Annotated in this window: 30 protein-coding genes; 16 read left to right on the top strand and 14 right to left on the bottom strand. The window is 64.6% G+C overall.

Annotation, left to right across the window (positions count from 1 at the left end; all coding sequences use genetic code 11):
• Window positions 1-111: 111 nt before the first annotated feature.
• A complete protein-coding gene (locus VGN68_RS18750) occupies window positions 112-996 on the top strand; it encodes a hypothetical protein (RefSeq protein WP_327478916.1) in 885 nt (294 codons plus the stop codon).
• Between the two features lie 155 nt (window positions 997-1,151).
• On the top strand, window positions 1,152-2,165 hold the full coding sequence (locus tag VGN68_RS18745) for a cation diffusion facilitator family transporter (RefSeq protein WP_327478914.1): 1,014 nt from the start codon (window positions 1,152-1,154) through the stop codon (window positions 2,163-2,165).
• Here VGN68_RS18745 and VGN68_RS18740 read toward each other — a convergent pair.
• From VGN68_RS18740 to VGN68_RS18730, 3 genes are read right to left on the bottom strand one after another with little or no spacing between them, the layout of a single operon-like run.
• Window positions 2,162-3,235 (bottom strand): sensor histidine kinase, encoded by a 1,074-nt coding sequence (locus VGN68_RS18740; RefSeq protein WP_327478912.1) that lies wholly within the window; start codon window positions 3,233-3,235, stop codon window positions 2,162-2,164. The genes VGN68_RS18745 and VGN68_RS18740 overlap by 4 nt on opposite strands.
• Window positions 3,232-3,678, bottom strand: coding sequence for a response regulator (locus VGN68_RS18735; protein ID WP_327478910.1), 447 nt, complete (start codon window positions 3,676-3,678; stop codon window positions 3,232-3,234). Before VGN68_RS18735 ends, VGN68_RS18740 begins: the two co-directional genes overlap by 4 nt.
• Entirely contained in the window at window positions 3,671-5,173 is a 1,503-nt protein-coding gene (locus tag VGN68_RS18730; protein ID WP_327478908.1) for a sensor histidine kinase, read from the bottom strand. Before VGN68_RS18730 ends, VGN68_RS18735 begins: the two co-directional genes overlap by 8 nt.
• Before the next feature lie 280 nt (window positions 5,174-5,453).
• Here VGN68_RS18730 and VGN68_RS18725 point away from each other — a divergent pair, with 280 nt between their 5' ends.
• A complete protein-coding gene (locus tag VGN68_RS18725; protein ID WP_327478906.1) occupies window positions 5,454-5,792 on the top strand; it encodes a response regulator in 339 nt (112 codons plus the stop codon).
• A gap of 18 nt (window positions 5,793-5,810) precedes the next feature.
• Here the strand turns inward: VGN68_RS18725 and VGN68_RS18720 are convergent, their stop codons facing one another.
• Window positions 5,811-6,068, bottom strand: a complete 258-nt coding sequence (locus VGN68_RS18720) for a hypothetical protein (protein ID WP_327478904.1) — start codon at window positions 6,066-6,068, stop codon at window positions 5,811-5,813.
• A 129-nt stretch (window positions 6,069-6,197) separates the two neighbouring features.
• Between VGN68_RS18720 and VGN68_RS18715 the strand changes: the two genes are divergently transcribed.
• Window positions 6,198-6,413: a DUF2945 domain-containing protein gene (locus tag VGN68_RS18715; protein ID WP_287408569.1), complete on the top strand. Its 216-nt coding sequence runs from the start codon at window positions 6,198-6,200 to the stop codon at window positions 6,411-6,413.
• A gap of 68 nt (window positions 6,414-6,481) precedes the next feature.
• Here the strand turns inward: VGN68_RS18715 and VGN68_RS18710 are convergent, their stop codons facing one another.
• The 5 genes from VGN68_RS18710 to VGN68_RS18690 all read right to left on the bottom strand — a co-directional run bounded on the left by VGN68_RS18710 (window position 6,482) and on the right by VGN68_RS18690 (window position 8,775).
• Window positions 6,482-6,967 (bottom strand): nicotinamide-nucleotide amidohydrolase family protein, encoded by a 486-nt coding sequence (locus VGN68_RS18710; protein WP_327478897.1) that lies wholly within the window; start codon window positions 6,965-6,967, stop codon window positions 6,482-6,484.
• 1 nt (window position 6,968) lies between these two features.
• Window positions 6,969-7,469, bottom strand: coding sequence for a hemerythrin domain-containing protein (locus VGN68_RS18705; RefSeq protein WP_327478895.1), 501 nt, complete (start codon window positions 7,467-7,469; stop codon window positions 6,969-6,971).
• 69 nt (window positions 7,470-7,538) lie between these two features.
• On the bottom strand, window positions 7,539-8,021 hold the full coding sequence (locus tag VGN68_RS18700) for a DUF421 domain-containing protein (protein ID WP_327478893.1): 483 nt from the start codon (window positions 8,019-8,021) through the stop codon (window positions 7,539-7,541).
• The gene (locus VGN68_RS18695; protein ID WP_327478891.1) at window positions 8,021-8,596 is read right to left on the bottom strand and encodes a hypothetical protein; all 576 of its coding nucleotides are present in this window, start codon (window positions 8,594-8,596) and stop codon (window positions 8,021-8,023) included. The genes VGN68_RS18700 and VGN68_RS18695 overlap by 1 nt, the downstream gene beginning before the upstream one ends.
• Window positions 8,593-8,775 carry a DUF3606 domain-containing protein gene (locus tag VGN68_RS18690; protein WP_327478889.1) on the bottom strand — a complete coding sequence of 61 codons (183 nt, stop codon included), beginning with the start codon at window positions 8,773-8,775 and terminating at the stop codon, window positions 8,593-8,595. The genes VGN68_RS18695 and VGN68_RS18690 overlap by 4 nt, the downstream gene beginning before the upstream one ends.
• 283 nt (window positions 8,776-9,058) lie before the next feature.
• Between VGN68_RS18690 and VGN68_RS18685 the strand changes: the two genes are divergently transcribed.
• The 6 genes from VGN68_RS18685 (at window position 9,059) to VGN68_RS18660 (ending at window position 13,119) form a co-directional block, all read left to right on the top strand.
• Window positions 9,059-9,235, top strand: a complete 177-nt coding sequence (locus VGN68_RS18685; protein ID WP_327478887.1) for a hypothetical protein — start codon at window positions 9,059-9,061, stop codon at window positions 9,233-9,235.
• Between the two features lie 151 nt (window positions 9,236-9,386).
• Window positions 9,387-11,036, top strand: coding sequence for an FAD/NAD(P)-binding protein (locus VGN68_RS18680; RefSeq protein ID WP_327478885.1), 1,650 nt, complete (start codon window positions 9,387-9,389; stop codon window positions 11,034-11,036).
• The gene (locus VGN68_RS18675) at window positions 11,033-11,572 is read left to right on the top strand and encodes a DUF1543 domain-containing protein (protein ID WP_327478882.1); all 540 of its coding nucleotides are present in this window, start codon (window positions 11,033-11,035) and stop codon (window positions 11,570-11,572) included. Before VGN68_RS18680 ends, VGN68_RS18675 begins: the two co-directional genes overlap by 4 nt.
• Window positions 11,573-11,665: 93 nt before the next feature.
• Window positions 11,666-12,097: a pyridoxamine 5'-phosphate oxidase family protein gene (locus VGN68_RS18670; protein ID WP_327478880.1), complete on the top strand. Its 432-nt coding sequence runs from the start codon at window positions 11,666-11,668 to the stop codon at window positions 12,095-12,097.
• A gap of 118 nt (window positions 12,098-12,215) precedes the next feature.
• Window positions 12,216-12,698: a GFA family protein gene (locus VGN68_RS18665; protein ID WP_327478878.1), complete on the top strand. Its 483-nt coding sequence runs from the start codon at window positions 12,216-12,218 to the stop codon at window positions 12,696-12,698.
• Between the two features lie 196 nt (window positions 12,699-12,894).
• Window positions 12,895-13,119, top strand: a complete 225-nt coding sequence (locus VGN68_RS18660) for a hypothetical protein (protein WP_327478876.1) — start codon at window positions 12,895-12,897, stop codon at window positions 13,117-13,119.
• A 110-nt stretch (window positions 13,120-13,229) separates the two neighbouring features.
• Here VGN68_RS18660 and VGN68_RS18655 read toward each other — a convergent pair whose 3' ends face one another.
• The 3 genes from VGN68_RS18655 to VGN68_RS18645 all read right to left on the bottom strand — a co-directional run bounded on the left by VGN68_RS18655 (window position 13,230) and on the right by VGN68_RS18645 (window position 15,202).
• Complete coding sequence (locus tag VGN68_RS18655; RefSeq protein WP_054727924.1) at window positions 13,230-13,505, bottom strand: hypothetical protein; 276 nt, start codon at window positions 13,503-13,505, stop codon at window positions 13,230-13,232.
• An 80-nt stretch (window positions 13,506-13,585) separates the two neighbouring features.
• On the bottom strand, window positions 13,586-14,377 hold the full coding sequence (locus VGN68_RS18650; protein WP_327478874.1) for a DUF1206 domain-containing protein: 792 nt from the start codon (window positions 14,375-14,377) through the stop codon (window positions 13,586-13,588).
• Between the two features lie 159 nt (window positions 14,378-14,536).
• Entirely contained in the window at window positions 14,537-15,202 is a 666-nt protein-coding gene (locus tag VGN68_RS18645; protein WP_327478872.1) for an alpha/beta hydrolase, read from the bottom strand.
• A gap of 316 nt (window positions 15,203-15,518) precedes the next feature.
• On the opposite strand from VGN68_RS18645, the gene VGN68_RS18640 reads away from it, so the two are divergent.
• Window positions 15,519-16,346, top strand: coding sequence for an SDR family oxidoreductase (locus VGN68_RS18640; protein ID WP_327478994.1), 828 nt, complete (start codon window positions 15,519-15,521; stop codon window positions 16,344-16,346).
• A gap of 180 nt (window positions 16,347-16,526) precedes the next feature.
• Entirely contained in the window at window positions 16,527-16,823 is a 297-nt protein-coding gene (locus VGN68_RS18635; RefSeq protein ID WP_327478993.1) for a plasmid stabilization protein, read from the top strand.
• Window positions 16,824-16,862: 39 nt separating this feature from the next.
• On the opposite strand, the gene VGN68_RS18630 is transcribed toward VGN68_RS18635, so the two are convergent.
• Window positions 16,863-17,087 carry a hypothetical protein gene (locus tag VGN68_RS18630; RefSeq protein WP_327478870.1) on the bottom strand — a complete coding sequence of 75 codons (225 nt, stop codon included), beginning with the start codon at window positions 17,085-17,087 and terminating at the stop codon, window positions 16,863-16,865.
• Between the two features lie 498 nt (window positions 17,088-17,585).
• Here VGN68_RS18630 and VGN68_RS18625 point away from each other — a divergent pair, with 498 nt between their 5' ends.
• Window positions 17,586-18,617, top strand: coding sequence for a mannose-1-phosphate guanylyltransferase (locus VGN68_RS18625; protein WP_327478868.1), 1,032 nt, complete (start codon window positions 17,586-17,588; stop codon window positions 18,615-18,617).
• 30 nt (window positions 18,618-18,647) lie between these two features.
• On the opposite strand, the gene VGN68_RS18620 is transcribed toward VGN68_RS18625, so the two are convergent.
• Entirely contained in the window at window positions 18,648-18,911 is a 264-nt protein-coding gene (locus VGN68_RS18620; RefSeq protein ID WP_327478866.1) for a DksA/TraR family C4-type zinc finger protein, read from the bottom strand.
• A gap of 200 nt (window positions 18,912-19,111) precedes the next feature.
• Between VGN68_RS18620 and ligD the strand changes: the two genes are divergently transcribed.
• The 3 genes from ligD to VGN68_RS18605 are packed head-to-tail and all read left to right on the top strand — an operon-like array spanning window position 19,112 to window position 22,097.
• Complete coding sequence (gene ligD / locus VGN68_RS18615) at window positions 19,112-20,923, top strand: DNA ligase D (protein ID WP_327478864.1); 1,812 nt, start codon at window positions 19,112-19,114, stop codon at window positions 20,921-20,923.
• Window positions 20,920-21,723 carry an exodeoxyribonuclease III gene (xth, locus tag VGN68_RS18610; protein ID WP_327478862.1) on the top strand — a complete coding sequence of 268 codons (804 nt, stop codon included), beginning with the start codon at window positions 20,920-20,922 and terminating at the stop codon, window positions 21,721-21,723. The genes ligD and xth overlap by 4 nt, the downstream gene beginning before the upstream one ends.
• On the top strand, window positions 21,720-22,097 hold the full coding sequence (locus VGN68_RS18605; RefSeq protein WP_327478860.1) for a hypothetical protein: 378 nt from the start codon (window positions 21,720-21,722) through the stop codon (window positions 22,095-22,097). Before xth ends, VGN68_RS18605 begins: the two co-directional genes overlap by 4 nt.
• The last annotated feature ends 136 nt before the right edge of the window (window positions 22,098-22,233 follow it).

Genomic DNA, 22,233 nt, shown 5'->3' with positions numbered 1-22,233 from the left:
GCCGGATCTGCCCCTCTCGGCACGCCCGCTTTCCGGCCCTTCCCGCACCGTGCTGCAACCAGCCGCCAACGCAGGTGTTTGTTTTGCATTAGAAACAAGGAGCATGTTCCCATGTCGCACAAGAAAATCTCCCTTCTCGCTGCAAGCGCGATGCTCGCGCTATCGCTTCCCGCCGCTGCGCAAACGGGCAGCGAGCAATCGCAGGATGCGCAGGAAAATCGCGTTGGCGCGATCATCGGCGCGCTGTTCGGCGATCGCCTCGGCGCCTCGACTTCGATCGAGCGGCAATGGGCCGCAGGGCGCAAGCCGCTTGCGACCCAGCAGAGCCAGTTCAACAGCCGCATCGACGCCGACGTCCGTTCGGGCGCGCTAACCACGAGCAATGGCTCGCGGATGAAGAGCGAATATGGCGAGCTCGTCGCGCTCGAGGCGCGTTTCGGGGCCGATGGCCGTTTCACGACGCAGGAACGCACCGAGCTCGGCGATCGCTACGGCGCCCTCACCCAGGCGCTGTCCGAAGGCGGCTATGGGGAGGATGCGCAAGATAGCCGCAGCGTCGCCGACGGGCGCGCCGAATTCGAACGCCGCGTCGATGCGGCCGTTTCGGCGCGGCGCCTCAGCCGAACGCAGGCGAGCGCGCTCAAGCGCGACTATGCCGCGCTGATCCAGACCGAAGCTAGCTACGCGCGCGACGGCCTCAGCAGCCGCGAACGCGACGATCTCGATGCGCGCCTCGATGCGCTCGACGCGCGCGTCGGAGATACAGCCTATGGCGGCAATCCGGTCCTCGACAACCGCACGCGGCTCGCGAACGTCGAGCGCGCGCTCTCGGGCAGTGGTATCGGGTCGACCGCGCAAGCGCAGATCCGCGTCGAACTCGGCGATCTGACGCGGCTGGAGGCGGCTTATGCGAGGACATCGCCGAGCAGTGACGACCGGGCCTATATCGAGCGGCGTATCTCCGACCTCGAAACGCGCGCACGCGTACGGCGCTAGTCGCGCCGCGCCGAGGCGGCCATGGGCGATGCGAACATGTCCCCGGGAACGTGAGACCCCGCCGGGCGTAGCTGTTCCATGACGCTTCGCATCGCCCGCCCATCGACCTCTAAAGCAACTGTCTTGGCCTGTGCGGTCTGCGCGATAGTCGGCCGATGGTAGGCCAACCGCAGGCCGGAGAATCTCGCTCGCCGGCGCATCATATCAAGGCGAACATCGTGCTCTACGGAGCGCTTTTCGCCAATCTCGGTATTGCCATCGCCAAATTCGTCGCAGCGGCGATCAGCGGCTCCTCGTCGATGCTTTCGGAAGGGGTCCATTCGCTGGTCGACAGCGGCAACCAGATGTTGCTTCTCTACGGCCAGGCGAAGGCGAAGCGCCCGGCCGACAATCGCCATCCCTTCGGTTACGGCCGCGAGCTCTATTTCTGGGCGTTCGTGGTCGCGATCCTTATCTTCGCCGTCGGCGCCGGAATTTCGATTTATGAGGGCTGGATCCACTACCGCGATCCCGAGCCGCTGCGCGATCCCACGATCAACTATGTCGTGCTCGCCATTGCCTTTCTGCTCGAGGGAGCGTCGTGGACGATCGCGGTGCGCGAATTCAACGCCGGGCGGCGCGGCCTCGGCTGGTGGACGGCCGTGCGGCGATCGAAGGATCCGGCAGGCTTCATCATGTTGTTCGAGGACAGCGCCGCACTCGCCGGGCTCGCGATCGCCGCAGGCGGCATCTGGCTGAGCCATGCGACCGGCGACCCCCGGATCGACGGGATCGCCTCGATGGCAATCGGCGCAATCCTCGCGGCGGTCGCGATCCTTCTCGCACGGGAAGCGAAGGAACTGTTGATCGGCGAAGCGGCGGATCCCGAACTGATCGCGCGCATCTGGACCATCGTCGAGCGGCACCCCGAAATTACCGCGGTCAATCATGTCCGGACGATCCACACCGCGCCCAATTGGATCTTCGTTGCGGTAAGCGCCGACTTCGAGGATCGTCTCGCAATGGGCGAAGTCGAGACGCTGGTCGAGGCTATCGAGACCGAGCTCAAGGCGGCGTCGAGCGATATCAGCTCGATCTACATCCGGCCCGAAAAGCAGTGCGATGCGCTCGTCCAGCCTCGCCCGTCTGCGGCGCCCGATCCCGCGCCGCGGCCTCCCGGCAAAAGCTAGGCTTTAAGTTCGCCGGGTCGCAACTGGATCCTGATGACCGCGCTTGTTCCCGGCATATCGCGCGAGGCATCGACCGCGCCGTAAGTCACGCCGGCCTTGTGGGTCCGCGCCAGCGCTTCGATGAGGCGCGTACCCAGACCCGTGCCGCGCGCCGTCCCGTCCGCCGGCATCCCGGCCCCGTCATCGACAACCGCGAGTTCGAGCGATGTCTCGTCGGCCCGGCGAAGCGATATCCGGATCTCGCCATCATGGCTGTCGCCATAGGCATATTTGCAGGCGTTGCTGACCCATTCATTGGCAATCATGCCAAGCGCCACCGCCTTGTCGGTGGCGACACGCATGGGCTCCACGTCCGCGATCACGCGCCGCGCCGCGACACCCGTCGACCAGGTCGCTGTGAGATCCTCGGCGAGGCCGCCGAGATAATCGTCCATCGCCACATGTTCGACATCGTCGGTCGTATAGAGGCGCCGGTTGACTTGCGCGACCGTTGCGATCCGTTGCTGCGTCTTCTGCAGCGCCTCGCGGGCTGCGGGATCGGCGAGCGTCTTCGTCTGGAGGGCCACGAAAGACATCACCATCTGGAGATTGTTCGCGACGCGGTGGTTCACTTCCTTGAGCAGCGCCTCGAGCCGCGCATTGGTCGCGCGAAGCTCGGTTTCCGCCTCCGCCCGAGCGCGGCGAAGCTGCGCGCGTTCGAGCACCTGCTCGAAACTGGAAGCCAAGAGATCGAAGAAATCCTCGCCGACCGACTTCACCACATAATCGTCGGCGCCCGACTTCAGCGCCGCGACGGCGATGCGGCTTTCCTCGGAACCCGTCACATAGACGACGGGCGGGCAGTCGCTGAGCGCGCGAAGGGCCTCGAGCGTCGCAAGACCGTCCTGCCCGGGCATATAATGATCGACGGCAATGAGATCGAAGGCGGAGACCTTCGCCATATCGACGCCCTCGCCGCCGCTCGCCGCGAGGCTGACCTCATAGCCTTTCCGGCCAAGCGCGCGCGACGCAAGCCGCCGCATGCCATCGTCGTCATCGATATAGAGGATGTGGGCCAGGGCGGGTCTCAAACCGGATCCGGATCGGGGACCTGGATCACTGACAGGAAGAGACCGAGCTGGCGGATGGCGTCGGCGAAATTCTCGTAATTCACCGGCTTGGTGATGTAGACGTTGCAGCCAAGATCATAGCAGCGCTGGATCTCGACCTTGTCGTCGGTGGTCGTGAGCACGACGACGGGGGTGCGGCGGAGCGGACTGCTGTCGGCCTTCAGCTTGGCGAGAATGTCGGTCCCGCTCATGTCGGGCAGATTGAGGTCGAGGAGCACGAGCGCGGGGCCGTTGCGCATCGGGCCGTCCGCCGCATCGTAGAGGAAGTCGAGCGCCGAGGTGCCGTCGAGGAAATGGTGGATCTTGTTCGAGATGCCGGCGCGCCGGATATTCTTCTCGATGAGGCGCGCGTGCCCCTCGTCGTCCTCGATCATCACGATGTTAACGGGCAGTTGGTCAGGCATCTTCTTCTCCGTTTTGCCACACAAGGGGCAGGATCAGCCGAAAGGTGGAACCCGTACCGAGCTCGGACTGTATTTCGATATTGCCGCCGAGGCGATAGGCAAGCGCCCGGGCGTGGGCAAGGCCGATCCCCTCGCCTTGCTGGTCCTGGACACCGGACCTTCGGAAGAGGTCGAACACGCGTTCATGATCGCGCGGCTCTATGCCCCGACCATTGTCGGCGACCGAGACCCATGCGCGCCCGAGATCGGTGCCGCCCGCTACTCGGATAATGCCGGCCCGCCCCGGCTGCAGATATTTGAGGGCATTTTCGATGAGGTTCGATAGGATCTGCTCGACCGCGACGCGGTCATTGATCACGGTCGGCAGGTCCCTCAATTCGACCGTCGTACCGGTTTCCTCGATGCGATGCTGCAGGCTGCCGACGATCGCGCGCACGACGTCGCCGAGCGCAAGCGTCTCGGGTGCGAGCGTGCGGCGTCCCTGGCGCGAGAGATTGAGGATCGCGTTGATCAGCCGGTCCATCTTCTGCGTCGACGTACGGATGAACCCGATCGATTCCGGCAGATCTTCCTCGATCGCGAGCCGGGTCGCGGCATCGGGCGCCTGCCAGCCCTGCGCATCCCCCTGCTCGAGATAGCCCGAGATCGCCTTGCGCGCGGTCTCGAGTTCGGCGGTGAAGCCCATCACATTGACGAGCGGCGAGCGGAGATCGTGCGACACGATATAGGCGAAGCGCTGGATCTCGGCATTGGCGCGCTTGAGTTCGCCCGTGCGTGCATCGACCAGCTCCTCAAGCCCTTCGTTGAGGCGGCGCAGTTCTGCTCGCGAGGCGCGGAGTTCGACGAGATTGTTGCGAACGAGGAGCAGCGTCGCGGCGGCCACGACCACAAGGAGAATGCCGGTTCCGATCAGCGTCAGGGTGAACAGCGACTGGGTGCGTTGCTGCCGCGCTTCACGATTCTTGAGCAGGGCGAGCTCGCTCGCGAGCATCGTCTCGACGAGCGCGCGCGCGGCCCGCACTTCGAGCACCCCCTTGTCGTTCGTGAAGTCTGCGATCAGTGCTGCGCGGTCCGTGCCGCGCAGGCCGAGCGTCGCCCGGTAATGACGGCCATAAGCATCGAGATGCCCGCGAAGCCTTTCGGCGCGGCCGCGCTGGTTCGGATTGTCGCTGATCAGCGTCTCGAGCGATGCAAGCTGAGCGCGCGACCGGTCCTCGGCCTCGTCCATGATCGTCGAGAACGCCGGGTTCTGCGTAAGGATCAGTCCGCGGCGCGCGGTCTCCATCCGTTCTGTCGCGCTGGCAAAGGCGCCGAGATTGGCCTCCACCGCGAGCGTGTGTGCGACCATGCGCGCGTCGGCCTCATTTTGGCGCTGCACAAAAAATGCTGTCGATGCCGCAGCGAGGAGCGCGGCAAATCCAATGGTGAGGAGAATGATGATCAGGCGGCTCGCCCGCGTGTCGCGGCCCAGCGACGAGATCCTGGCCGATTCCATGTAAATGCCCCCCGGCCCCGGTCGATCAATTTCCGCCGTGCATGCACTGCCGCGCCCTTCGTGGCAAGCAGCCTCACCAACCCGGCCAGCCCTGAACGTGCCGAGTCCCGCGCGGGATTAACCTGGATCAATAGGATTTCGGATGAGTGTCGCCGAAGCGCTGGCGTAGGGGGGCGGCTGGGCGATTGAGGTGACCAGGATGAAGCGGGATGTCGAACGGTCATGATCGCGGTATAAGTGGCTCGCAGATTATAACGGGGAAGAGATGTCCAGGAGGATATTGATCGTCGAAGACGATCCGCTTGTCGCCATGATGCTGGAGGATGCGCTGGGCGCGCTGGGGCACGACATCGTCGGGGACGCTGGCGATATCGGCACGGCGCTCGGGCATATCGCGGCAGGCGGGTTCGATGCAGCGATCGTTGATGTGTATCTTGAATCCGGCTTGCCGTGCGATGCGGTAGCAGAAGCCCTTGCGGCGCGATCGATCCCTTTTCTCGTTGCGACCGGCGGTTTCGTCGGTCAGCCCGGACCGTGCTGGAACGACCGGCCGATCCTCGCGAAACCCTTCACCCTCGACAGCCTCGAAGCCGCGCTATCCGGCCTCGCGCAAACGTAGGCGAGCGCGCACCGGCGGTCAGAGCCCGGCTTTCTCGAGAGCGGCCGCGACCTCGCGGTCCAGTGCATTCGATCCCTTCGGCGTCGCGCGGTTCAGCAATGTCTGTATCCGCCTTTGCGCGACCTGCAGGGCCTTGTGGCGCACCTCGCGTTCGCGGTTCGTCCGCCAGGATCGGCTCTCGCCCAAAAGTGCGGCCCATTTCGCCTCTTCAGCGGCAAGTACGGCGAGGGCAAGCCGCAGACCGTCGCGTTGTCCGCGTGCATAATCGTCATTCATCGAAGCCTCCCCACGTCACCGGCAATCGCAACGAAAGGGCCTGCGCCAGACGTCTTCCCACTCGCGGCTCCCTCTCCGGTAGGAACCTTTGCCGCGCACGCGGACTGTTTTGCGGAAAGGAGAGAAATCATGAAAGACGAACCCGAGAAAGGCGACGTGGTGACCTGGAAGAGCCACGGTGGACGCGCCGAGGGCAAGGTCGTGAAAAAAGTGACGAAAGCGATGGACATCAAGGGCCATCATGTCGCGGCATCGCCAGAAAACCCCGAATATCTGGTCGAAACGGCCGAAGGCAAGCGAGCGGCCCACAAGGCCGGCGCCTTGAAACGAAAAGAGCCGCGTTAAGGACGGCTGCCGAACTCGGCCGAGCTGCGGCCTCCGGTCCCGCCCGCCGAAGCGCACGCGATCCTCGTTCACGAGGCCACATCGATCATGATCTGGAGTGCTGCGGCGACCGCCTGATCGAGAACATTGCGGCGGCCGATATCGCCGAAGTGAAAATCCTCGACGTGTACGGCGTCGGCACTGGCCACACCGATGTAGACCAGACCGACTTCCTCACGACCTTCGCGAGGCCCACAAAATCCCGTCATCGAAACGGCAATATCGGCGCAGCTCTTGCCGAGGGCGCCTGTCGCCATCGCGGCCGCGACTTCGGGATTGACGGCGCCGTCCCGTTCGGCATCTTCCCGCGGGACACCAAGCATCTCGCATTTGGCGTCAATCGAGTAAGCGACGAAGCCGCGCTCGAGATGGGCTCCGAGCGCGGCGTCAGCGGCGAAGATGGCTGCCAGCTGGCCGCCGGTGCAGCTTTCGGCTGTCACGAGCCGCAGCGTCTTCCCGGCGAAATGCCGGGCCAGCTTGCGCGTGCGCCGTTCGATCAGCGTCGCCGCGCTCACCCTACATGGTAGCGAGTTCGGCGGGCGGCAGCCCTGCGGTCTCGGCCTGGCGCTTCAGCTCTTCCTTCCGGGCGAGCATCCTCTCGCCTAGCGCGTCGAGGTCGACATCGGCGGCGCGCGCCTGCTGGAACATATTGTCGTGCTGCTTTTCCTCTTCCTTCACATGGTGCTTGATCTCTTCGGACAGCACTGTGACCTTTGCCTCGAAAAATTCGTCGGCGGGTCCGGAGGCGACGATGTCGTTGATCAGGATCTTGGCGCCGTCATGCTCGACATAGGCCTCCTTCAGCAGGTCGTCGTCGATCTTTCCTTTGAGCGCCGGATAGAAGACTTCTTCCTCGATCTGCGCGTGAATCTTGAGTTCGGTGCAGATCCGGTCGGCGATCTTCGCCTTGCGGTCGCTCCCGCTGGCCTTCTCGAATTCCTCGAACAGGGCTTCGACCGCCCGGTGATCGGCTGCAAGGATATGGGTGGCGTCGGTGTCGATTTCGGTCGGTTTCATGGCAGTCTCCATCGTCGTGCCCCGCGCCTGTTCAGCGCGCAGCGGAGCCGAAAGTTGCGATCGACTAGTTCACACCGTACCATCCTCGGCATCGCGCTGGCGGGCTGTGCCGTCCGAGCGCTTGATGAAGCTGATTTTGCCTTGCGGTTCGAGGATCGCCCATTCGACGTCGGAAAGGTGTGCGATGCCTGCAAGCCGCATCTCGGATGCTATTTCGTCGGCGGTGAGCCGGTCGCGGTGAAGATTGTCGCGGATGATCTCGCCCTGCTTCACCACGACGCGCGGGTGGCCCTCGAGCAGATTCTTGAGCCGCGGAAAGAGATAGGTCGCCCAGCTCAGCGTGAGCGCCCAGAAAGCGAAGGTCACGATCGCGAGCAATGCGCCGGTCAAGCTGAAATCATTGTGGGTGACGCCCTGCTGGATGAGGTCGCCCATCACGACGAGCAAAACCAGCTCGAAGGGCGTCATCTGCCCCAGTTCGCGTTTCCCCATGAGACGGAGCAGCGCATAGAGCAGGAAGAACATCACACTCGCGCGAAGGACGATATCCATCAGGGCAGGACCTTGATCTGAAGCGGCATGCTTCCGAGTCGCTGTTCGCCGTCGAACAGCGCGATGTCCCCCTTGGTTCCTGCGAAAAGTGGCGGGTTGATCTGCCCGTCGATCTTGACGACAATCGTCTCGCCCGCGCGAAGCTTCCCATAGGAGAAACGATAGCTCCCGTCCTTGAAGCTCTCTTCAGCGGCGGCGGGGATCATCGTGTTGATCGTCATGTCGGTCCAGAGCGAGGAGGAGACCGCGAGCACGGCGTCGGAAACGTCGCGCGCTGCCTCGATGCGAATACGGGTTTCGAAGAACTCGCCGTTGCGAATGACTGAGGGGGTCTTCACCTCGAGCCGCGCTGCCTCGAAATCCTTGCTGCGCGGCGGGCTGGGCTGTCCACCGGCGAGGCCGGACAGGGCGGCGGCGAGGACGAGGGCGAGGATGCCAAAAGAGACCGGGCTGGCATGACGATGCCAGCGCTGCCCGGAGATCATTTTCTCGCTAATTCCGTCCGGACGACTGGAGGGCGTTGTTGTGCGAAGTTCAACCGGATCGCCCGCCGCCTTATCCCGGCGCGACGTCAAACGAGGGGCTCCGGCCAAGGGCGGGCGAGATATGTACGAACCGCATCGGCCTTGTCACCGACGGTCGCGACCGCGATCAATATCTCCGACTGGCTGACGCCAAGAATGCGCGACCAGGCGAGCATCGCGCCGGGTGCGCTTCGATCGATGCGGCCGCTTTCGAACTGCTGATGGATCATTGCCGTCTCCCGTCGATGATGACGGGCGAACGCACACAGGGAACGAAAGTTGCTGTCGCTCGGCGCCCGTCCCTGCCCGACATTCGCGACCCCTATTCGGCGTCGGAGCCTTGCAGCGCGGCCGCCTTGTCCCAATGACAAGCACCACAGGCGCGCGCCCCGAAACACCGCCGAGCCACGAAAGTTGCGATTGAAGGCGAAGATAAATCCGGGCGGTCACAGGCAACTTTCGTACGCGCCCAGGAGTTTTCCGATCCATCATCCACAGCCAAAGGAGATCATCATGAGTGTCAAGGGACAGATCAAGGAAGCTGCCGGCTATGTGAAGGAAGAAGCCTTCGAAAATGGCGACAGCCCCGAAGCCAAGCGCAAGGCGCAGGAAGGCCGCGACCTTCGCAACGAAGGGCGCATCGAGGATGGCAAGGCGCCGAAGACGGGCACTCCCGGCACCGAAAAATAACACTCCCCCTGCCAGGTTGATGGCATCCTCGGGTTCGCGCACGCGAACCCTTTTTTTGGATCGGTGGCGCGAAGCCGCCGGTAATGAAAGAATTCGCATTGACCCAGAGCAAGTCGGCCGAACTTCGGCGCTCCCGGCGCATTGTTGCTGCATGACACCGCGCATAGCCTTCGTCGGAGCCGGCCCGACAACGCTCTACACGCTGCATGCGCTTCTCGCCCAAAATCCCCTGCTCTTCCGCCTTGCCGTGTATGAAGCGCAGGCGAGCCCCGGCCGCGGGACACCCTATCGCCCTGGCTGGAACGATCCTGCCATGCTTGCAAACATCGCGAGCATCGAAATCCCGCCGCTTGCAGAGACGCTCTGCGAATGGCTGATGCGCCAGCCGCCGGATCGCCTCGTCGATCTCGGGGTCGACCCCGGCGCGATCGGCGAACGGACCTTCTATCCGCGCGTCGCGCTCGGCGAATATTTCCGCGACCAGTTCGAAGCCCTCATGGATATGGCGCGTTCGCGCGGGATCGAGGTCGAGCTGCGCACGCGCTGCCGCGTCGAGGATGCCGTGAACGCATCAGACGCGATGATCCTCAAGGTGCGCACGCGGTCGGGCGAAATTGTCGACGAGGCTTTCGACCATGTCGTCCTTGCCACGGGGCACCAATGGCCCGCCGAGCCTCAAGTTCGGCCGGGCTATTTCCTAAGCCCCTGGCCCGCCACGGCACTTGCCGCGGTCCCGCCCTGCGCCATCGGCATTCGTGGCAGCTCGCTCACCGCTATCGATGCGTGCGTGGCGCTCGCGAGCCTGCATGGCGCGTTCGACGAGAGCAAGGACGGCGAAACCCACTATCGGCCGGCGCCCGCCACTGATGCGGTCCACATGACGATGATGTCGAGGAAAGGCCTGCTCCCCGAGGCCGATTTCTACGCGCCGCTGCCCTATGAGCCGCTCGCGATCTGCAACGAAGAGGCGATCGCGAGCCTCCTTACGAGCGACGAGGATCAGTTGCTCGATGCCGCCTTTGCGCTTTTCAAGGCTGAGCTTGCAGTCGCCGACCCCCCTTATGCCGCAGGCATCGGCCTGGAGAACCTCGACCTCGAGGGTTTTTGCGAGGCCTATTTCGCGAGGCGCGCGGAGAACGACCCGTTCGAGTGGGCCGAGGCGAACCTTGCCGAAGCGAGGCGCGATTATGCCGCACAGCACACCGTGGCCTGGCGCTACGCGATCCTGCGAATGCACGAAACCCTCGCGCTTCTCGCGCCGCATCTCGATGCCGCCGATTACCGCCGCTTCGTCCGCCATTTCAAGCCGGTCTTCGTCGATGATTATGCCACCGTTCCGCACAAATCGATCCGGCGATTGATTGGCCTCCACCGTGCCGGAAAGCTCGATGTCATGGCGATCGGCGACGACTATTGCATCGACACGAGCGGCGACGAGGCAGGCGCGACGCTGGTCGTGGGCGGCGAGCGCAAGCATTTTCCGGTGTTTATCGAGGCGATGGGTCAGCGCCCCCTCGGCGCCGCAGCATTCCCTTTCCCTTCGCTGCGGCGACAGGGGATCGTGCGCGATGCTGCGCCCGGCGCCGGCAAGACGGAGGCGCGGGGCATTGCAATCGACGAGCTGTTCCAGCCGGTTGGGGACGAGATTCCGGAAGCCCGCCTCTTCTGTCTCAGCCTGCCCTTCCTCCTCGGCCGCCACCCTTTCATTCAGGGAATCACGAGCTCGCACGAAATCGGTCTGGTGGTCGGCGAACAACTCGCGGCGGCGATCGGCGCAAATGCCGAGGAGAAAGCGGCGTGAAGCTCTTCGCCATCTATATCGGCGGCGACATGGCGGGTGCGAATATCGAACTGCACGACATGCGCTTCGTTGCCGCGCCCACAATCACCGACACTTATGATGCGCTCCGCCGCCAATGGTGGGGCACGCCGGGCAGCCTCCATATCGACTGTTGGACCGAGCTCGATCACGCCGATGGCTATGATATCGTCCTGAAGCCGGAGCCGTTCGAGGGGCCGGAGCGGCTCTATTACGTCAATCTCGGCGGCTATGTGCCGGGCGAATTTCTCGAGCGCCACCGCAATCTCTTCATTGTCGCGGACACGCTCGTGCGGGCCAAGTCACGCGCGCTCGCCTCGGTGCGGCAGTGGCTGCAGCCGCACCGCGACGAGATGTACGAGGCCGAGCAAGCCTTCGGGCTTGATGCAGTCGCCGCCGAAGCCCGCCTTCACATCCATCTTGCCCCGGCGCCGCCGCGCGATCCCGTCGTCACCTGCGAATATCGTCCCATCCGTGCGCCGCGCCGGCAAAGCCGGACCGCCGCGTCCGGTCCCTGACCCAGAGGCCCAAGGCGAACCGCCCCTGCCGCAACTCCCTCCTTCGCGGCGCATTGATGCAGACATAGACGCTCCAGAAAAAAGGCTCCTGCCATGACCATGACGATCGAACAGCTCTCCGAAAAAATGAAGGATATCGACTTCGCGATGCTCGCGACGCACACCGCGGGCGGCGCTATCGGGTCGCGGCCGATGAGCAACAATCGCGAGGTCGATTATGACGGCGATGCCTGGTTCTTTACCGACGAGACGGCGCTCATGGTCGCCGATATCGCAGCCAATCCAAACGTGAACCTCAGCTATCAGGGCAAGTCCGGGCTGCTCGGCATGCGGCCCTTCTTTCTCGCCGTGGAAGGCCATGCCGCGCTGATCCGCGACAAGGCCCGGTTCGCCGAACATTGGACGAAAGGTCTCGAACGCTGGTGGCCGGATGGTATCGAGACGCCCGGAATCGTCCTCATCAAGGTGTCGGGCACCCGCGCCCATTATTGGGACGGCGAGGACGAGGGCGAACTGCCGCTGTGACACGGCGCCGGAAGCGGACCCGCGTCGCTTCTCTGTGCCCGATCGGACAGCCAATGCCGCTACCCCGCTCGGCCGTCCGCACCGTCCGCGCCGACCGCGCCCCGAGAAAGGCGAGCCGATGCCGAACCCTTCCGACAGCGAGGCGACGACGCCCGAAAATTTTGCCCTCGAAGGGGGCTGTACTTGCGGGGCGGTCCGTTACCGCCTCTTAGAGAAGCCCTATGACACCGGATGGTGTCACTGCCGGGTCTGCCAGCGTGTCTCGGGGTCGGGAGGTATGGTCTTCACGACGGTACATCTGGACCGGTATCGCATCCTCTCGGGCGAAGAGCATATCGCACACTTCGCATCGACGAGTTTCGGGACGCGCAGCTTTTGCCGGAATTGCGGCTCGCCGCTTACGATCCATGTGCGCCATCAGGCCGACCAGATCGATATCGCCGCAGGCACGCTCGACGATCCCGAAGAGATTGCACCGGCGTTCCACCTCTATACTGCCGAGGCGCCGAGCTGGATGCCGATGGTGGCGTTCCTGCCGCGCTACAAGGCCCTCCGACCGAAGATGCGCGGGCTCGACGAGGGCGTGACGGAAGCGGGCTGAGGCACCTTAGAAGATCAAGGTGAACGCGATCGCGTGAGCGCTTCACCTCGAACAATGAGAGCGGTAGACGGCAAAAGGGCTCCGCCGATCGGCGAAGCCCTTCGTCGCTCTCAAATCCGGACCGGCGGGAGCCCCCCAGCTCCCGGCCTGGACGAGAATCAGGCATGCGCCTTAGACGAACAGAATTTGGCCGACCTTGATCCATGTTTCCCAAGTTGGCGATTGCCGTGACGAGCCGCTCGCTCATGCCGAAGCAGACAGGGACGTCACCGCGCCGGTGAGGGATCGGCTCGACAGCTATCTGCGCGACTTACCCGACGCCGAGCTGCATCTGCTCGACGGCGGTCATTGGCTGCTCGAGACCAATCTCGAAGAAGTTGTGCTGCTGATCCGGGACTTCCTGGACCGGACGCTGAGCTGACGCCCGCCGGCGCTGAGTTTCGTTCGCGCCGCCGGACCCGATCCGAGGCTCCGAAAAGATAAAGGGCGCCGGAACCGGCGCCCTTCACCCTGCCCTTAGGGAAGGCAGTCTTATTTCTTTTGCGTGTCGCCGACGCCGGTCTCGGACGGAGCGATCTCGCCATTGTCGTCCATCGCATTGGCTTTTTCTTCGCCCTGCTCTTCGACGACATCGGCCTTCTGCTCCATCGCTTCCTTGGCGGGGCCTTCAGGCATCGCGTCGGCCTGATCGTCGATCGCCTCGGCTTTCGCTTCGGCTTGGTCTTCGACCTTGTCGGCGGCGGGGCTCTGGCACGCACCGAGTGCGAGGGCCGAGGTTGCGGCGAGGGTTACGAATAGCTTTTTCATCGAAAGTCTCCCTGTTGATGACTGCCCTTGCTAACGCAGCGAGGGCCACGGGGTTCCGCAAGGCCGCCCAGTGAAAATCATCAGCGTCGCGAAGCCATGATCCGAGCGATCATGTCCTCGTCGCGAAGTCGCCGCCAACGCGCCTCGACGAAGCCGTGGAAGCCGAAAAGGAAGAGACCGGCGGCGACGAGCAGATAGAGAGGCGGATTGTCGGTCAGCGCCGAGAGCGCGTCGCCGAGCCCCTTAACCTCGCCCGCGGCGCCAAACCAACCGCCACGGATGAGCGAGGCGCCGATCACCGCGAACACGACCGCGCGCGCCGCAAGTCCCGCCCGTCCCACGGGCACTGCCCAACCCGGTGCGGCGGTATCGAGATTCTTTGCAAATTCGGTAGTCCAAGCCTTGATGGCCTGCTGAACGGCCGCCGCGAGGAAACCGGCGCCGACGAGCCCGAGCAGGAGGCCGCCAAGCGGCAAATCGAGCAGCATGCCCGCCGCTTCTTTTTCGCGGCCTTCTTCGGCGCCGCCGCCCGAGGCGAGGCGAAGCGCCGCCCAAGCCAGGATGAAATGGGCGATACCGCTCGCCGCATAGCCAACACGCACCGCGACACCCTTTGCGCCCGCCCCCTTATTCTCGCTGTCGAGCGCCGCCCCGTAGAGGCGGTAGGCGCCGTAGAGCGCCAGCCCCATCGCGAGAAGGGCGAGAAGGATCGAACCGGCAGGCATGTCGCGGAGCGAGCGGAACACCGCCTGCGGACTGGCGTCGTCAGCCGAGGAGCCGGTGAGCGCAATCCATGCGAGCAGGCAATAGACGATCCCACGCGCGAACCATCCCGTGCGCGCAAATGTTTCGAGCCGCCGCAGCCTGTCCATGGTGCCTGTCCTGATGGTTGAACCATCAGGCCAACGCAGGCTGGACCCGGCAGTTCCTCGCCCCTCCCCAGCCGAAGGGGATCACCCCCTCTCCCTCCGGGCCACTCCATTTCGCCCACCGCCGCCGCCCCGCCTCGCCGCCGAAGCAACATCAACTTCTCAGCCGGAATATTTGCCAAATGCCCCGACGACGAAATCACGGCCTGTCCGCAGGCCGACCGGATCGACGCTGTGCCCGACGCCGTAGGAAATATGCGTCTCGACCTCGACCCCAAGCCGCTGCAACTGGCTCTCTGACATATGCAACGCCGCGATCGGCACGACGGGATCGGCCGTGCCGTGCACCAGCAGCACCGGCGGTTTCGACGGAATATGATGCGCGAGATCCGCTGCGCCGGCGAGCATGCCCGAATAGCCGACGATTGCCGCGACGGCACGCCGACGACGAAGTCCGATCTGGAGCGCCATTATCGTGCCCTGGCTGAAGCCGACCAGCGCAAGATCGGACTCGCTGAGGCCATATTGCGTGAGCTTCCGGTCGATGAATGTGTCGATCGCAGGCGCTGCCGATGCCGCCCCCGCGGCCAGCGCAGCCGGCGCGAAGCCCGACAGACCCCACCATTGGTAGCCCGCGCCCATCATCGAACATCGCTGCGGCGCGTGTGGCGCCAGAAACAGTGTGTCCGGCAGGGCCTCCTGCCACTGCGGCGCGAGAGAAATCATGTCGGCGCCGCTCGACCCGAAACCATGGAGCAGCAGCACGATGTTTTTGGGTGCGCCTCCCGAGCGAGGCTGCAGGCTGGCGCCGTTCATGATCTTCGACAAATTACTTCTTTCAGCTTCGACGCCGCCAGCCGCCGGCAGGCGGCAAGGTCGGCAAGGCTGCATAGGTAGAAAGTCGGCCGCACATTTCCAGCCCATGGCATCTCCCGCCCAGCTCTGCCGCAGCGCGGCCCGGCATGGAGGCAAGCGCTCCGCAACCAAGTGCAGGACCCGCCGGTTTGTTGGGGACTGGCAGAATAAAGGAGTCGGCATGTCACGCAAAACAGAGGTCGGAAAAGTCGGAGAAACCGCATCCGAAAAGCGCGGGAAGCAGACTGCTGCGAGGAAGCTCCGCAAAGAGGTCGGCGACACGAAAACGATCCGCACCCCGCCGAAAGATCGCGAGTCCGATCTCGACCGCGCCCCGAAATGGGAGCCGCGCTATGCCGGCTCCGACCGGCTCAAGAACAAGGTCGCGATCGTGACCGGTGGCGACAGCGGCATCGGCCGCGCGGTGTCCGTGCTGTTCGCCCGCGAGGGCGCGGACGTGGCTATCGTCTACAAGAGCAACAAGGCCGATGCCGAGGATACGGCGGCGATGGTGAGCGCAGAAGGGCGCACCGCGATCCTCGTCAGGGCCGACGTTGGCAAGACCGGTGCCGGTAAGACCATCGTCGACAAGGTCGTAAGCAAACTGAAGCGGATCGATATCCTCGTCAACAATGCGGGCGAACAGCATCCGGCGGACGATATCCGCGACATTAGCGCGGAGCAGCTGCAGCGCACGTTCGCCACGAATATCTTCGGCATGTTCTATCTTGTGCAGGCCGCGCTGCCGCACCTCAAGAGAGGCGCGGCAATCATCAATTGCACAAGCGTGACCATGTACCAGGGGAGCGGCGGTCTGCTCGATTATAGCGCGACCAAGGGCGCGATTACTGCCTTCACGCGCTCGCTCAGCGGAAATCTGATCGAAAAGGGCATCAGGGTCAATGCGGTCGCACCCGGCCCGATCTGGACGCCGCTCAATCCGCGCGGCGGAGCGCCCGCCGAAAAGGTCGCCAGCTTCGGCGAGACCACACCGATGAAGAGGCCGGGGGAGCCCAATGAGGTCGCACCGAGCTTCCTTTTTCTCGCCTGCGACGACAGCAGCTATATGTCGGGCCAGGTTCTCCACCCGAATGGCGGAACGGTCGTAAACGGGTAGGTTGAAGTCCCGACCATTTTCGGCGCGCCGCGTCGCTGTTCGCGACGCAACGTCCGGCATTGCGGACTATCACTGCGCTACCGTCCGCCGGTGGCGATGCCATCGAAGCCGCATATCCTTGCCCGGAACCCCGGCAACATCCATTGGTTGACCGATGGGGGGCTCATCTGGAGACCCGTCATGCCCCGAGGCGACAAATCGAGTTACACCGACAAGCAGAAACGCAAGGCCGAGCATATCGAAGAGGGGTATGAAAAGCGCGGCGTCAGCAAGAAGGAAGCCGAGAGCCGCGCCTGGGCTACCGTGAACAAGGAGTCGGGCGGCGGCAACAAGTCGGGTTCCGGCCGTGGCAAGCCCGATAACCATGAAGCCTCGAGAAAAGGCGGACGCAAAAGCGGTGCGGGTCAAACCAGCGAAAAGCGATCGGAAGCTGCGAAAAAGGGTTGGGAAACACGTCGACAAAAGGAAAAGGGTTAGAGCTGTCGTGGTTTCGAACAGCAGCCAGATAGACAGCGTCTATATCGGTGTTCCATTCCAGGCAGCGCCTCCATCACCGTCATAGGATTTCAGCCGATCGATGAGGCGCCTGCGCTCCGCCGCCACCTCGCGGAGGAGCAGTACCGCAGCGTTCGGGTCGAGGCCGACGGGATCGAGACGTCCCTCATCGATTCGCACGATGAGGTCGGAGACGAACTGGAGCTCCTGCCCGGCCAGCATCAGAAATTCGTCGCTCTGGTTCATGGCTGTGCAACGCCTGGCAGGCCCGACGGGCTGCATCCGGCGGGCAGCGACGCGCGACCCTATGGGTCCATGGGTCCCCATCCGTAGCGGGGAGCAAGCCTCCGCCGACTTCCCGATCGCGCCGGGACAGTGGGGCAATGGGCGACCGGCTACCCCCGCCTACCCCCCCGGAAAAACAGTATAACCTGCGTTAATCCGGCCGTGATTTCCGGAGCTTTGCGTCAAGGAGTGGCAACTCGGCCACTCCCTCCGCGTTCGTCCGAACATGCCGCATCGACTCTCCCAGTTCGAAAAGACGGATCGGCACCGCACACCGGATCGCGGCAGCACGCGCGGCCCCTCGCCCACGCCGTTCCGGAAGTGCATCACGACCACCGAGCCTCGGCTGCTCGCAGCCGGCGCTGCGACCGCATCGACGCTTAAAGCTGACGCTCCCCAACCCTGTAAGGCGATCGCCGGCCCCGGATGCCGCCAGCGCGCCGCGCGAAAGTTGATCCCATGACTGCGACAATCCAGCCCGTCATCCTTTGCGGCGGCTCGGGAACGCGCCTCTGGCCCGCCTCGCGCGGCGCGCGAGCAAAGCAGTTTCTCGACATCATCGGAAAGGAGAGCCTGTTCGCCCGCACGCTCGATCGAGCAACCGGACGCGGCTTTTTGGCGCCGCTTATCGTGTGCGGAGCCGAGCATGTCGCGATGGTGCGCGAACAGTCGGAGGGGCGCGACCTTCGGCTGATCGTCGAGCCCGCGGCTCGCAACACCGCCGCGGCCATCGCGCTCGCGGTAGCCTCGTCGGCGGATGACGCGCTGCTGCTCGTGATGCCGAGCGATCATGTCATCGCCGATGTTGCCGCATTTCGGGGCGCAATCGCGAAAGCGGCCGATCTCGCGCGCGACGACTGGCTCGTGACGTTCGGTATCGCCCCCGACCGGCCCGACACGGGTTTCGGCTACATCGCCAGCGGGGCGCCGCTCGGCGATACGGGATTCGCCGTTGCTCGCTTCGTAGAAAAGCCGCCGCTCGCCGATGCCGAAGCGATGCTCCGGGAGGGCGGCTACAGCTGGAACGCCGGCATCTTCCTTTTCCGGGCGGGCCGCATGCGCAAGGCGATGCTCAGCCAATGTCCTGCTATCTATCGGGCGGCGGAAGCAGCAGTTGCCAATGCCCTGCACGACGGCGATGCCCTCCACGCGGCACGCGCGCCTTTCGAACAGGCACCATCGGATTCGATTGACTATGCCGTGATGGAAAAGGACCCCCGCGTCGCGGTCGTCCCGGTGTCGATGGGCTGGTCGGACCTCGGGAGCTGGCAGGCGGTGCATAAGCTCACGGGCGCCGACGCGGACGGCAATGCTTGCAGCGATGATCTTTTCGCGCACGACAGCCATGGCTGCCTCGTGCGCGCGCCCGGTATGCGCGTGTCGCTCGTCGGCATGGACAATGTCGGCGTCATCGTAGACCGCGACGATATCCTCGTCATTGCGCTCGACCGATCGCAGGAGGTCCGGGCCGCAGCCCGGGCGCGCGACTGACGCTCCGGCCCAGGCCCCCTTCACAAGAGGTCAGCGCAGCTGACTGTCCTTGCTTCCCCGGCGATTGAAACCGGCTGGACGGCGTTCGGCGTCGCGAAGCGTCTGGCAGCCGACGCAGGTTCGGCTCACAGGCAAGGCCTTTCGCCGCGCGGCGGGAATCCGCTCGCCGCAATCGTCGCAATAATCCGCGCCCTTGCCGGAAAGCAGCCGTAGGCGCGCCTCCTTGACGGCGTCGCTCACCGTGTCGTCGATCTGCTCCTGAACGGCGCCGTCACGCGCCCAGCCATTGGCCATTTTCAAGCTCCCTGTCACGCTTTGGACGCCGGTAATCCCTTGACCGGAACAAGGTGGGAACGCACGGCCGCCCGGTCAAGTTGCCCCTGCCGCCGGGAACGAAAGCGCGGCCGGATGGTCTTGAGTCCATGGCCAGACCGACCGCCAAACCCAGTCCCGAAAACCGCGCCCCCTCTTCCCCGCGCGGCAAACGACAGGCTGTGGCTCCCCCACCCTTCCGTCCCGTCCAGCTGGCGACGCTCGTCGACAGCATTCCCGCCGGCAGCGGCTGGGTTCATGAGATGAAACATGACGGCTACCGGCTGCTGATCGCGGTCGGCGGCGGCGAAGCGCGCGCCTACACGCGCTCGGGTCTCGACTGGTCGGACCGCTTCGCGCCGCTTCTCGCCGAGGCCGCAAAGCTGAAGGTGCACAGCGCGCTGATCGACGGCGAAGCGGTCGTGCTCGATGCCCAGGGCCGCTCGAGCTTCCAGTCGCTGCAAAATGCCCTGAAGTCCGCGCCGGAAAGGATCGACTATTTTGCGTTCGATCTGCTCGAGCTGGACGGCGAGGATCTGACCGCGCTCGCCCTCCTCGACCGCAAGGCGCGTCTCGCCAAAATCCTTCCCAAGGCCTCGAAGCATATCCGCTATTCGGACCATATCGAGGGCAGCGGCGAGACATTGCTCGAAAGCTTCTGCGCCGCAGGTCTTGAAGGTGTCATCTCGAAGAAGGCCGACGCGCGCTACATCGGCTCGCGCGCCGGAAGCTGGCTCAAGGCCAAGTGCATCAAGCGGCAGGAGTTCGTCATCGTCGGCTGGACGCCTTCCGACAAATCGCGTGCGTTCCGCTCGCTCATGCTCGGCGTCCATGAGAAGGGCGCGCTGCGCTACGCCGGGAAGGTCGGGACAGGCTTCGATACCGAGGAGCTCTTCCGCCTCCAGGCGATGATGAAACCGCTCGAACGGAATGAGGCGACGGTGAAGGCGCCGCGCGCCGAGACCCGCGGCGCGCACTGGATCGAGCCGAAGCTCGTTGCCGAGATTGCTTTTACCGAGGTGACGAACGAGGGCACGCTCCGCCACCCGAGCTATCTCGGGCTGCGCGAAGACAAAAAGGCGGAGGCGGTCGTCATCGAAAACGAAGCGCCCGTCGCCGAGGTGGCGCCCGCCTCGACCGTTCCGATCAGCAATCCCGACCGGGTCATCTATCCCGAAGCCGGGCTCACCAAGGGCGAACTCGCAGCCTATTATGCTGCGGTCGCGCCGGTCATGCTGCCCTGGGCGGGCTCGCGCCCGATCAGCCTCGTCCGCTGTCCGCAGGGCCGCGCCAAGAAATGCTTCTTCCAGAAACATGATGCCGGAAGCTTCGGCGATGCGGTGAAGCAGGTCGCGATCGAGGAGAAAGATGGCGATGACCAGCCCTATCTCTACATGGACACGGCCGAGGGCCTGATGACCTGCGTCCAGATGGGGACGATCGAGTTCCATGGCTGGGGCGCGCGCATCGAGGACGTCGAGAAGGCCGACCGGCTCGTCTTCGATCTCGACCCCGACGTGGGCCTCGATTTCGAGGCGGTCCGCAGCGCCGCGTTCCAGTTCCGCGATATCCTCGAGCAGATGGGCCTCGAGACCTTTCCGATGCTGACGGGGGGCAAGGGCGTCCATGTGATCGCCCCGCTCGTGCCGCGTGCCGAATGGCCCGAGGTCAAGGACTTCGCGAGCCGGCTCGCCCGCGCCGTCGCGCAAATGGATCCCGATCGCTTCACCGCCGCCCTCCCCAAGGCCCAGCGCAAGGGCCGGATCTTCGTCGATTATCTCCGCAACCAGCGCGGCGCGACCGCAGTCATGCCCTATTCGGCGCGGGCCCGCGAAGGCGCTCCGGTCGCCGCCCCCATCAGCTGGAAGGAGATGGAGACGATCGACAAGCCGTCGCATTTCCGCATCACCGATGCGAAGGAGCTTCTGAAGCGCGCCGGCCTCAAGGCGCTGCAAGGCTGGGGCCGCGCCGACCAGACGCTGCCCGACCTGTGAAGATCGCCACCTATAATGTGAACGGCATCGGCGGCCGCCTCGACATTCTGCTCGGCTGGCTCGCGCAGGCCGAGCCCGACATTGTCTGTCTGCAGGAGCTCAAAGCCCCTCAGGAGAAATTCCCGGAAAAGGCGATCCGCGATGCTGGCTATGATGTGATCTGGCACGGCCAGAGCCGCTGGAACGGCGTCGCGATGCTCAGCCGCGTCGGCGAGATCCACGAGACCCGCCGCGGACTTCCCGGCGATCCCGGCGACGAACAGAGCCGCTATATCGAGGCCGCGGTCGGCGGTATCCTCGTCGCGGGCCTCTATCTGCCGAACGGCAATCCCTGGCCGGGTCCGAAATTCGATTACAAGATGCAGTGGATGGCGCGCCTCGACGCGCATCTGGCGACCCTCTTCGACCTCGACGCACCCGTCGTCGTCTGCGGCGACTTCAACGTCATTCCCACCGACCTCGATGTCTACAAGCCCGAGAACTGGAAGAAGGACGCGCTCTTCGCGCGCGAAGCGAAGGCCGCCTATCAGCGCATCCTCGACCAGGGCTGGACCGATGCGATCCGCCACCTGCATCCCGAGAAGCGTATCTACACCTTCTGGGCCTATTGGCGCCAATCGTTCGAGCGCAATGCCGGCATCCGCATCGACCATCTGCTGCTCAACAAGCCCGCGGCGAAGCGGCTCGCGGCCGCCGGCGTCGACACCCGCCCGCGGGCGCTTGACAAGACGAGCGACCATGCGCCTGCGTGGATCGAGCTTACGGAAAGCGCCGCAAAGCGAAAGCGAAAGGCCCCGTGACCTGCACCATCGTCGGATGGAAGCTGCCGCGCGCAGAGCGCGACAGGCTGATCGGGCGGTTCGAACCGCACTATGCAGGCGTCGTGGCCGATCATGTGACGCTGCGCTTCGGGACCGACGAGGACACGCCGCTTCCCGCCGCGCGGTCGGGCGAGATCGTCGGCGAGGTCGATGACGGCGCAGGCGTCCAGGCGCTTATCGTCCGCATCGGCGGAACCACCGATCGCGGCGACGGAAGCCATTATCACATCACCTGGTCGCTTGGGCCGGGCCGCGAGGCGAAGGAGAGCAACGACGTGCTCGCCGCAACGAAATGGCAGCGGGTTCATCCTCCGTTCGCCATCGCGCTCGCGCCCGCGCGATGGACCGTCTGACAAGCTCGGATCGGCAGGTCGCGGACCGCAAAAGCCGCAGGCGCGCGTTCGCTAACGTCCTGCCATTGCTCCCTCTTCCTTTCGATCCAGTTGCCGCCGATCCTGCTTCCCTTCCGATCGCCGGCGCGGAACGCTC

The organism is Sphingopyxis sp., from assembly GCF_035998965.1.
Lineage (GTDB): Bacteria > Pseudomonadota > Alphaproteobacteria > Sphingomonadales > Sphingomonadaceae > Sphingopyxis.
This window is presented reverse-complemented; position numbering and strand designations above follow the sequence as displayed.

Excerpts from the sequence above, each read along its gene's own strand:
- VGN68_RS18750 (WP_327478916.1), top strand. The coding sequence starts at position 112 with ATGTCGCACAAGAAAATCTCCCTTCTCGCTGCAAGCGCGATGCTCGCG.
- VGN68_RS18745 (WP_327478914.1), top strand. The coding sequence starts at position 1,152 with ATGGTAGGCCAACCGCAGGCCGGAGAATCTCGCTCGCCGGCGCATCAT.
- VGN68_RS18735 (WP_327478910.1), bottom strand. The coding sequence starts at position 3,678 with ATGCCTGACCAACTGCCCGTTAACATCGTGATGATCGAGGACGACGAG.
- VGN68_RS18730 (WP_327478908.1), bottom strand. The coding sequence starts at position 5,173 with ATGGAATCGGCCAGGATCTCGTCGCTGGGCCGCGACACGCGGGCGAGC.
- VGN68_RS18720 (WP_327478904.1), bottom strand. The coding sequence starts at position 6,068 with ATGAATGACGATTATGCACGCGGACAACGCGACGGTCTGCGGCTTGCC.
- VGN68_RS18715 (WP_287408569.1), top strand. The coding sequence starts at position 6,198 with ATGAAAGACGAACCCGAGAAAGGCGACGTGGTGACCTGGAAGAGCCAC.
- VGN68_RS18705 (WP_327478895.1), bottom strand. The coding sequence starts at position 7,469 with ATGAAACCGACCGAAATCGACACCGACGCCACCCATATCCTTGCAGCC.
- VGN68_RS18700 (WP_327478893.1), bottom strand. The coding sequence starts at position 8,021 with ATGGATATCGTCCTTCGCGCGAGTGTGATGTTCTTCCTGCTCTATGCG.
- VGN68_RS18690 (WP_327478889.1), bottom strand. The coding sequence starts at position 8,775 with ATGATCCATCAGCAGTTCGAAAGCGGCCGCATCGATCGAAGCGCACCC.
- VGN68_RS18685 (WP_327478887.1), top strand. The coding sequence starts at position 9,059 with ATGAGTGTCAAGGGACAGATCAAGGAAGCTGCCGGCTATGTGAAGGAA.
- VGN68_RS18680 (WP_327478885.1), top strand. The coding sequence starts at position 9,387 with ATGACACCGCGCATAGCCTTCGTCGGAGCCGGCCCGACAACGCTCTAC.
- VGN68_RS18670 (WP_327478880.1), top strand. The coding sequence starts at position 11,666 with ATGACCATGACGATCGAACAGCTCTCCGAAAAAATGAAGGATATCGAC.
- VGN68_RS18665 (WP_327478878.1), top strand. The coding sequence starts at position 12,216 with ATGCCGAACCCTTCCGACAGCGAGGCGACGACGCCCGAAAATTTTGCC.
- VGN68_RS18655 (WP_054727924.1), bottom strand. The coding sequence starts at position 13,505 with ATGAAAAAGCTATTCGTAACCCTCGCCGCAACCTCGGCCCTCGCACTC.
- VGN68_RS18650 (WP_327478874.1), bottom strand. The coding sequence starts at position 14,377 with ATGGACAGGCTGCGGCGGCTCGAAACATTTGCGCGCACGGGATGGTTC.
- VGN68_RS18635 (WP_327478993.1), top strand. The coding sequence starts at position 16,527 with ATGCCCCGAGGCGACAAATCGAGTTACACCGACAAGCAGAAACGCAAG.
- VGN68_RS18630 (WP_327478870.1), bottom strand. The coding sequence starts at position 17,087 with ATGAACCAGAGCGACGAATTTCTGATGCTGGCCGGGCAGGAGCTCCAG.
- VGN68_RS18625 (WP_327478868.1), top strand. The coding sequence starts at position 17,586 with ATGACTGCGACAATCCAGCCCGTCATCCTTTGCGGCGGCTCGGGAACG.
- VGN68_RS18620 (WP_327478866.1), bottom strand. The coding sequence starts at position 18,911 with ATGGCCAATGGCTGGGCGCGTGACGGCGCCGTTCAGGAGCAGATCGAC.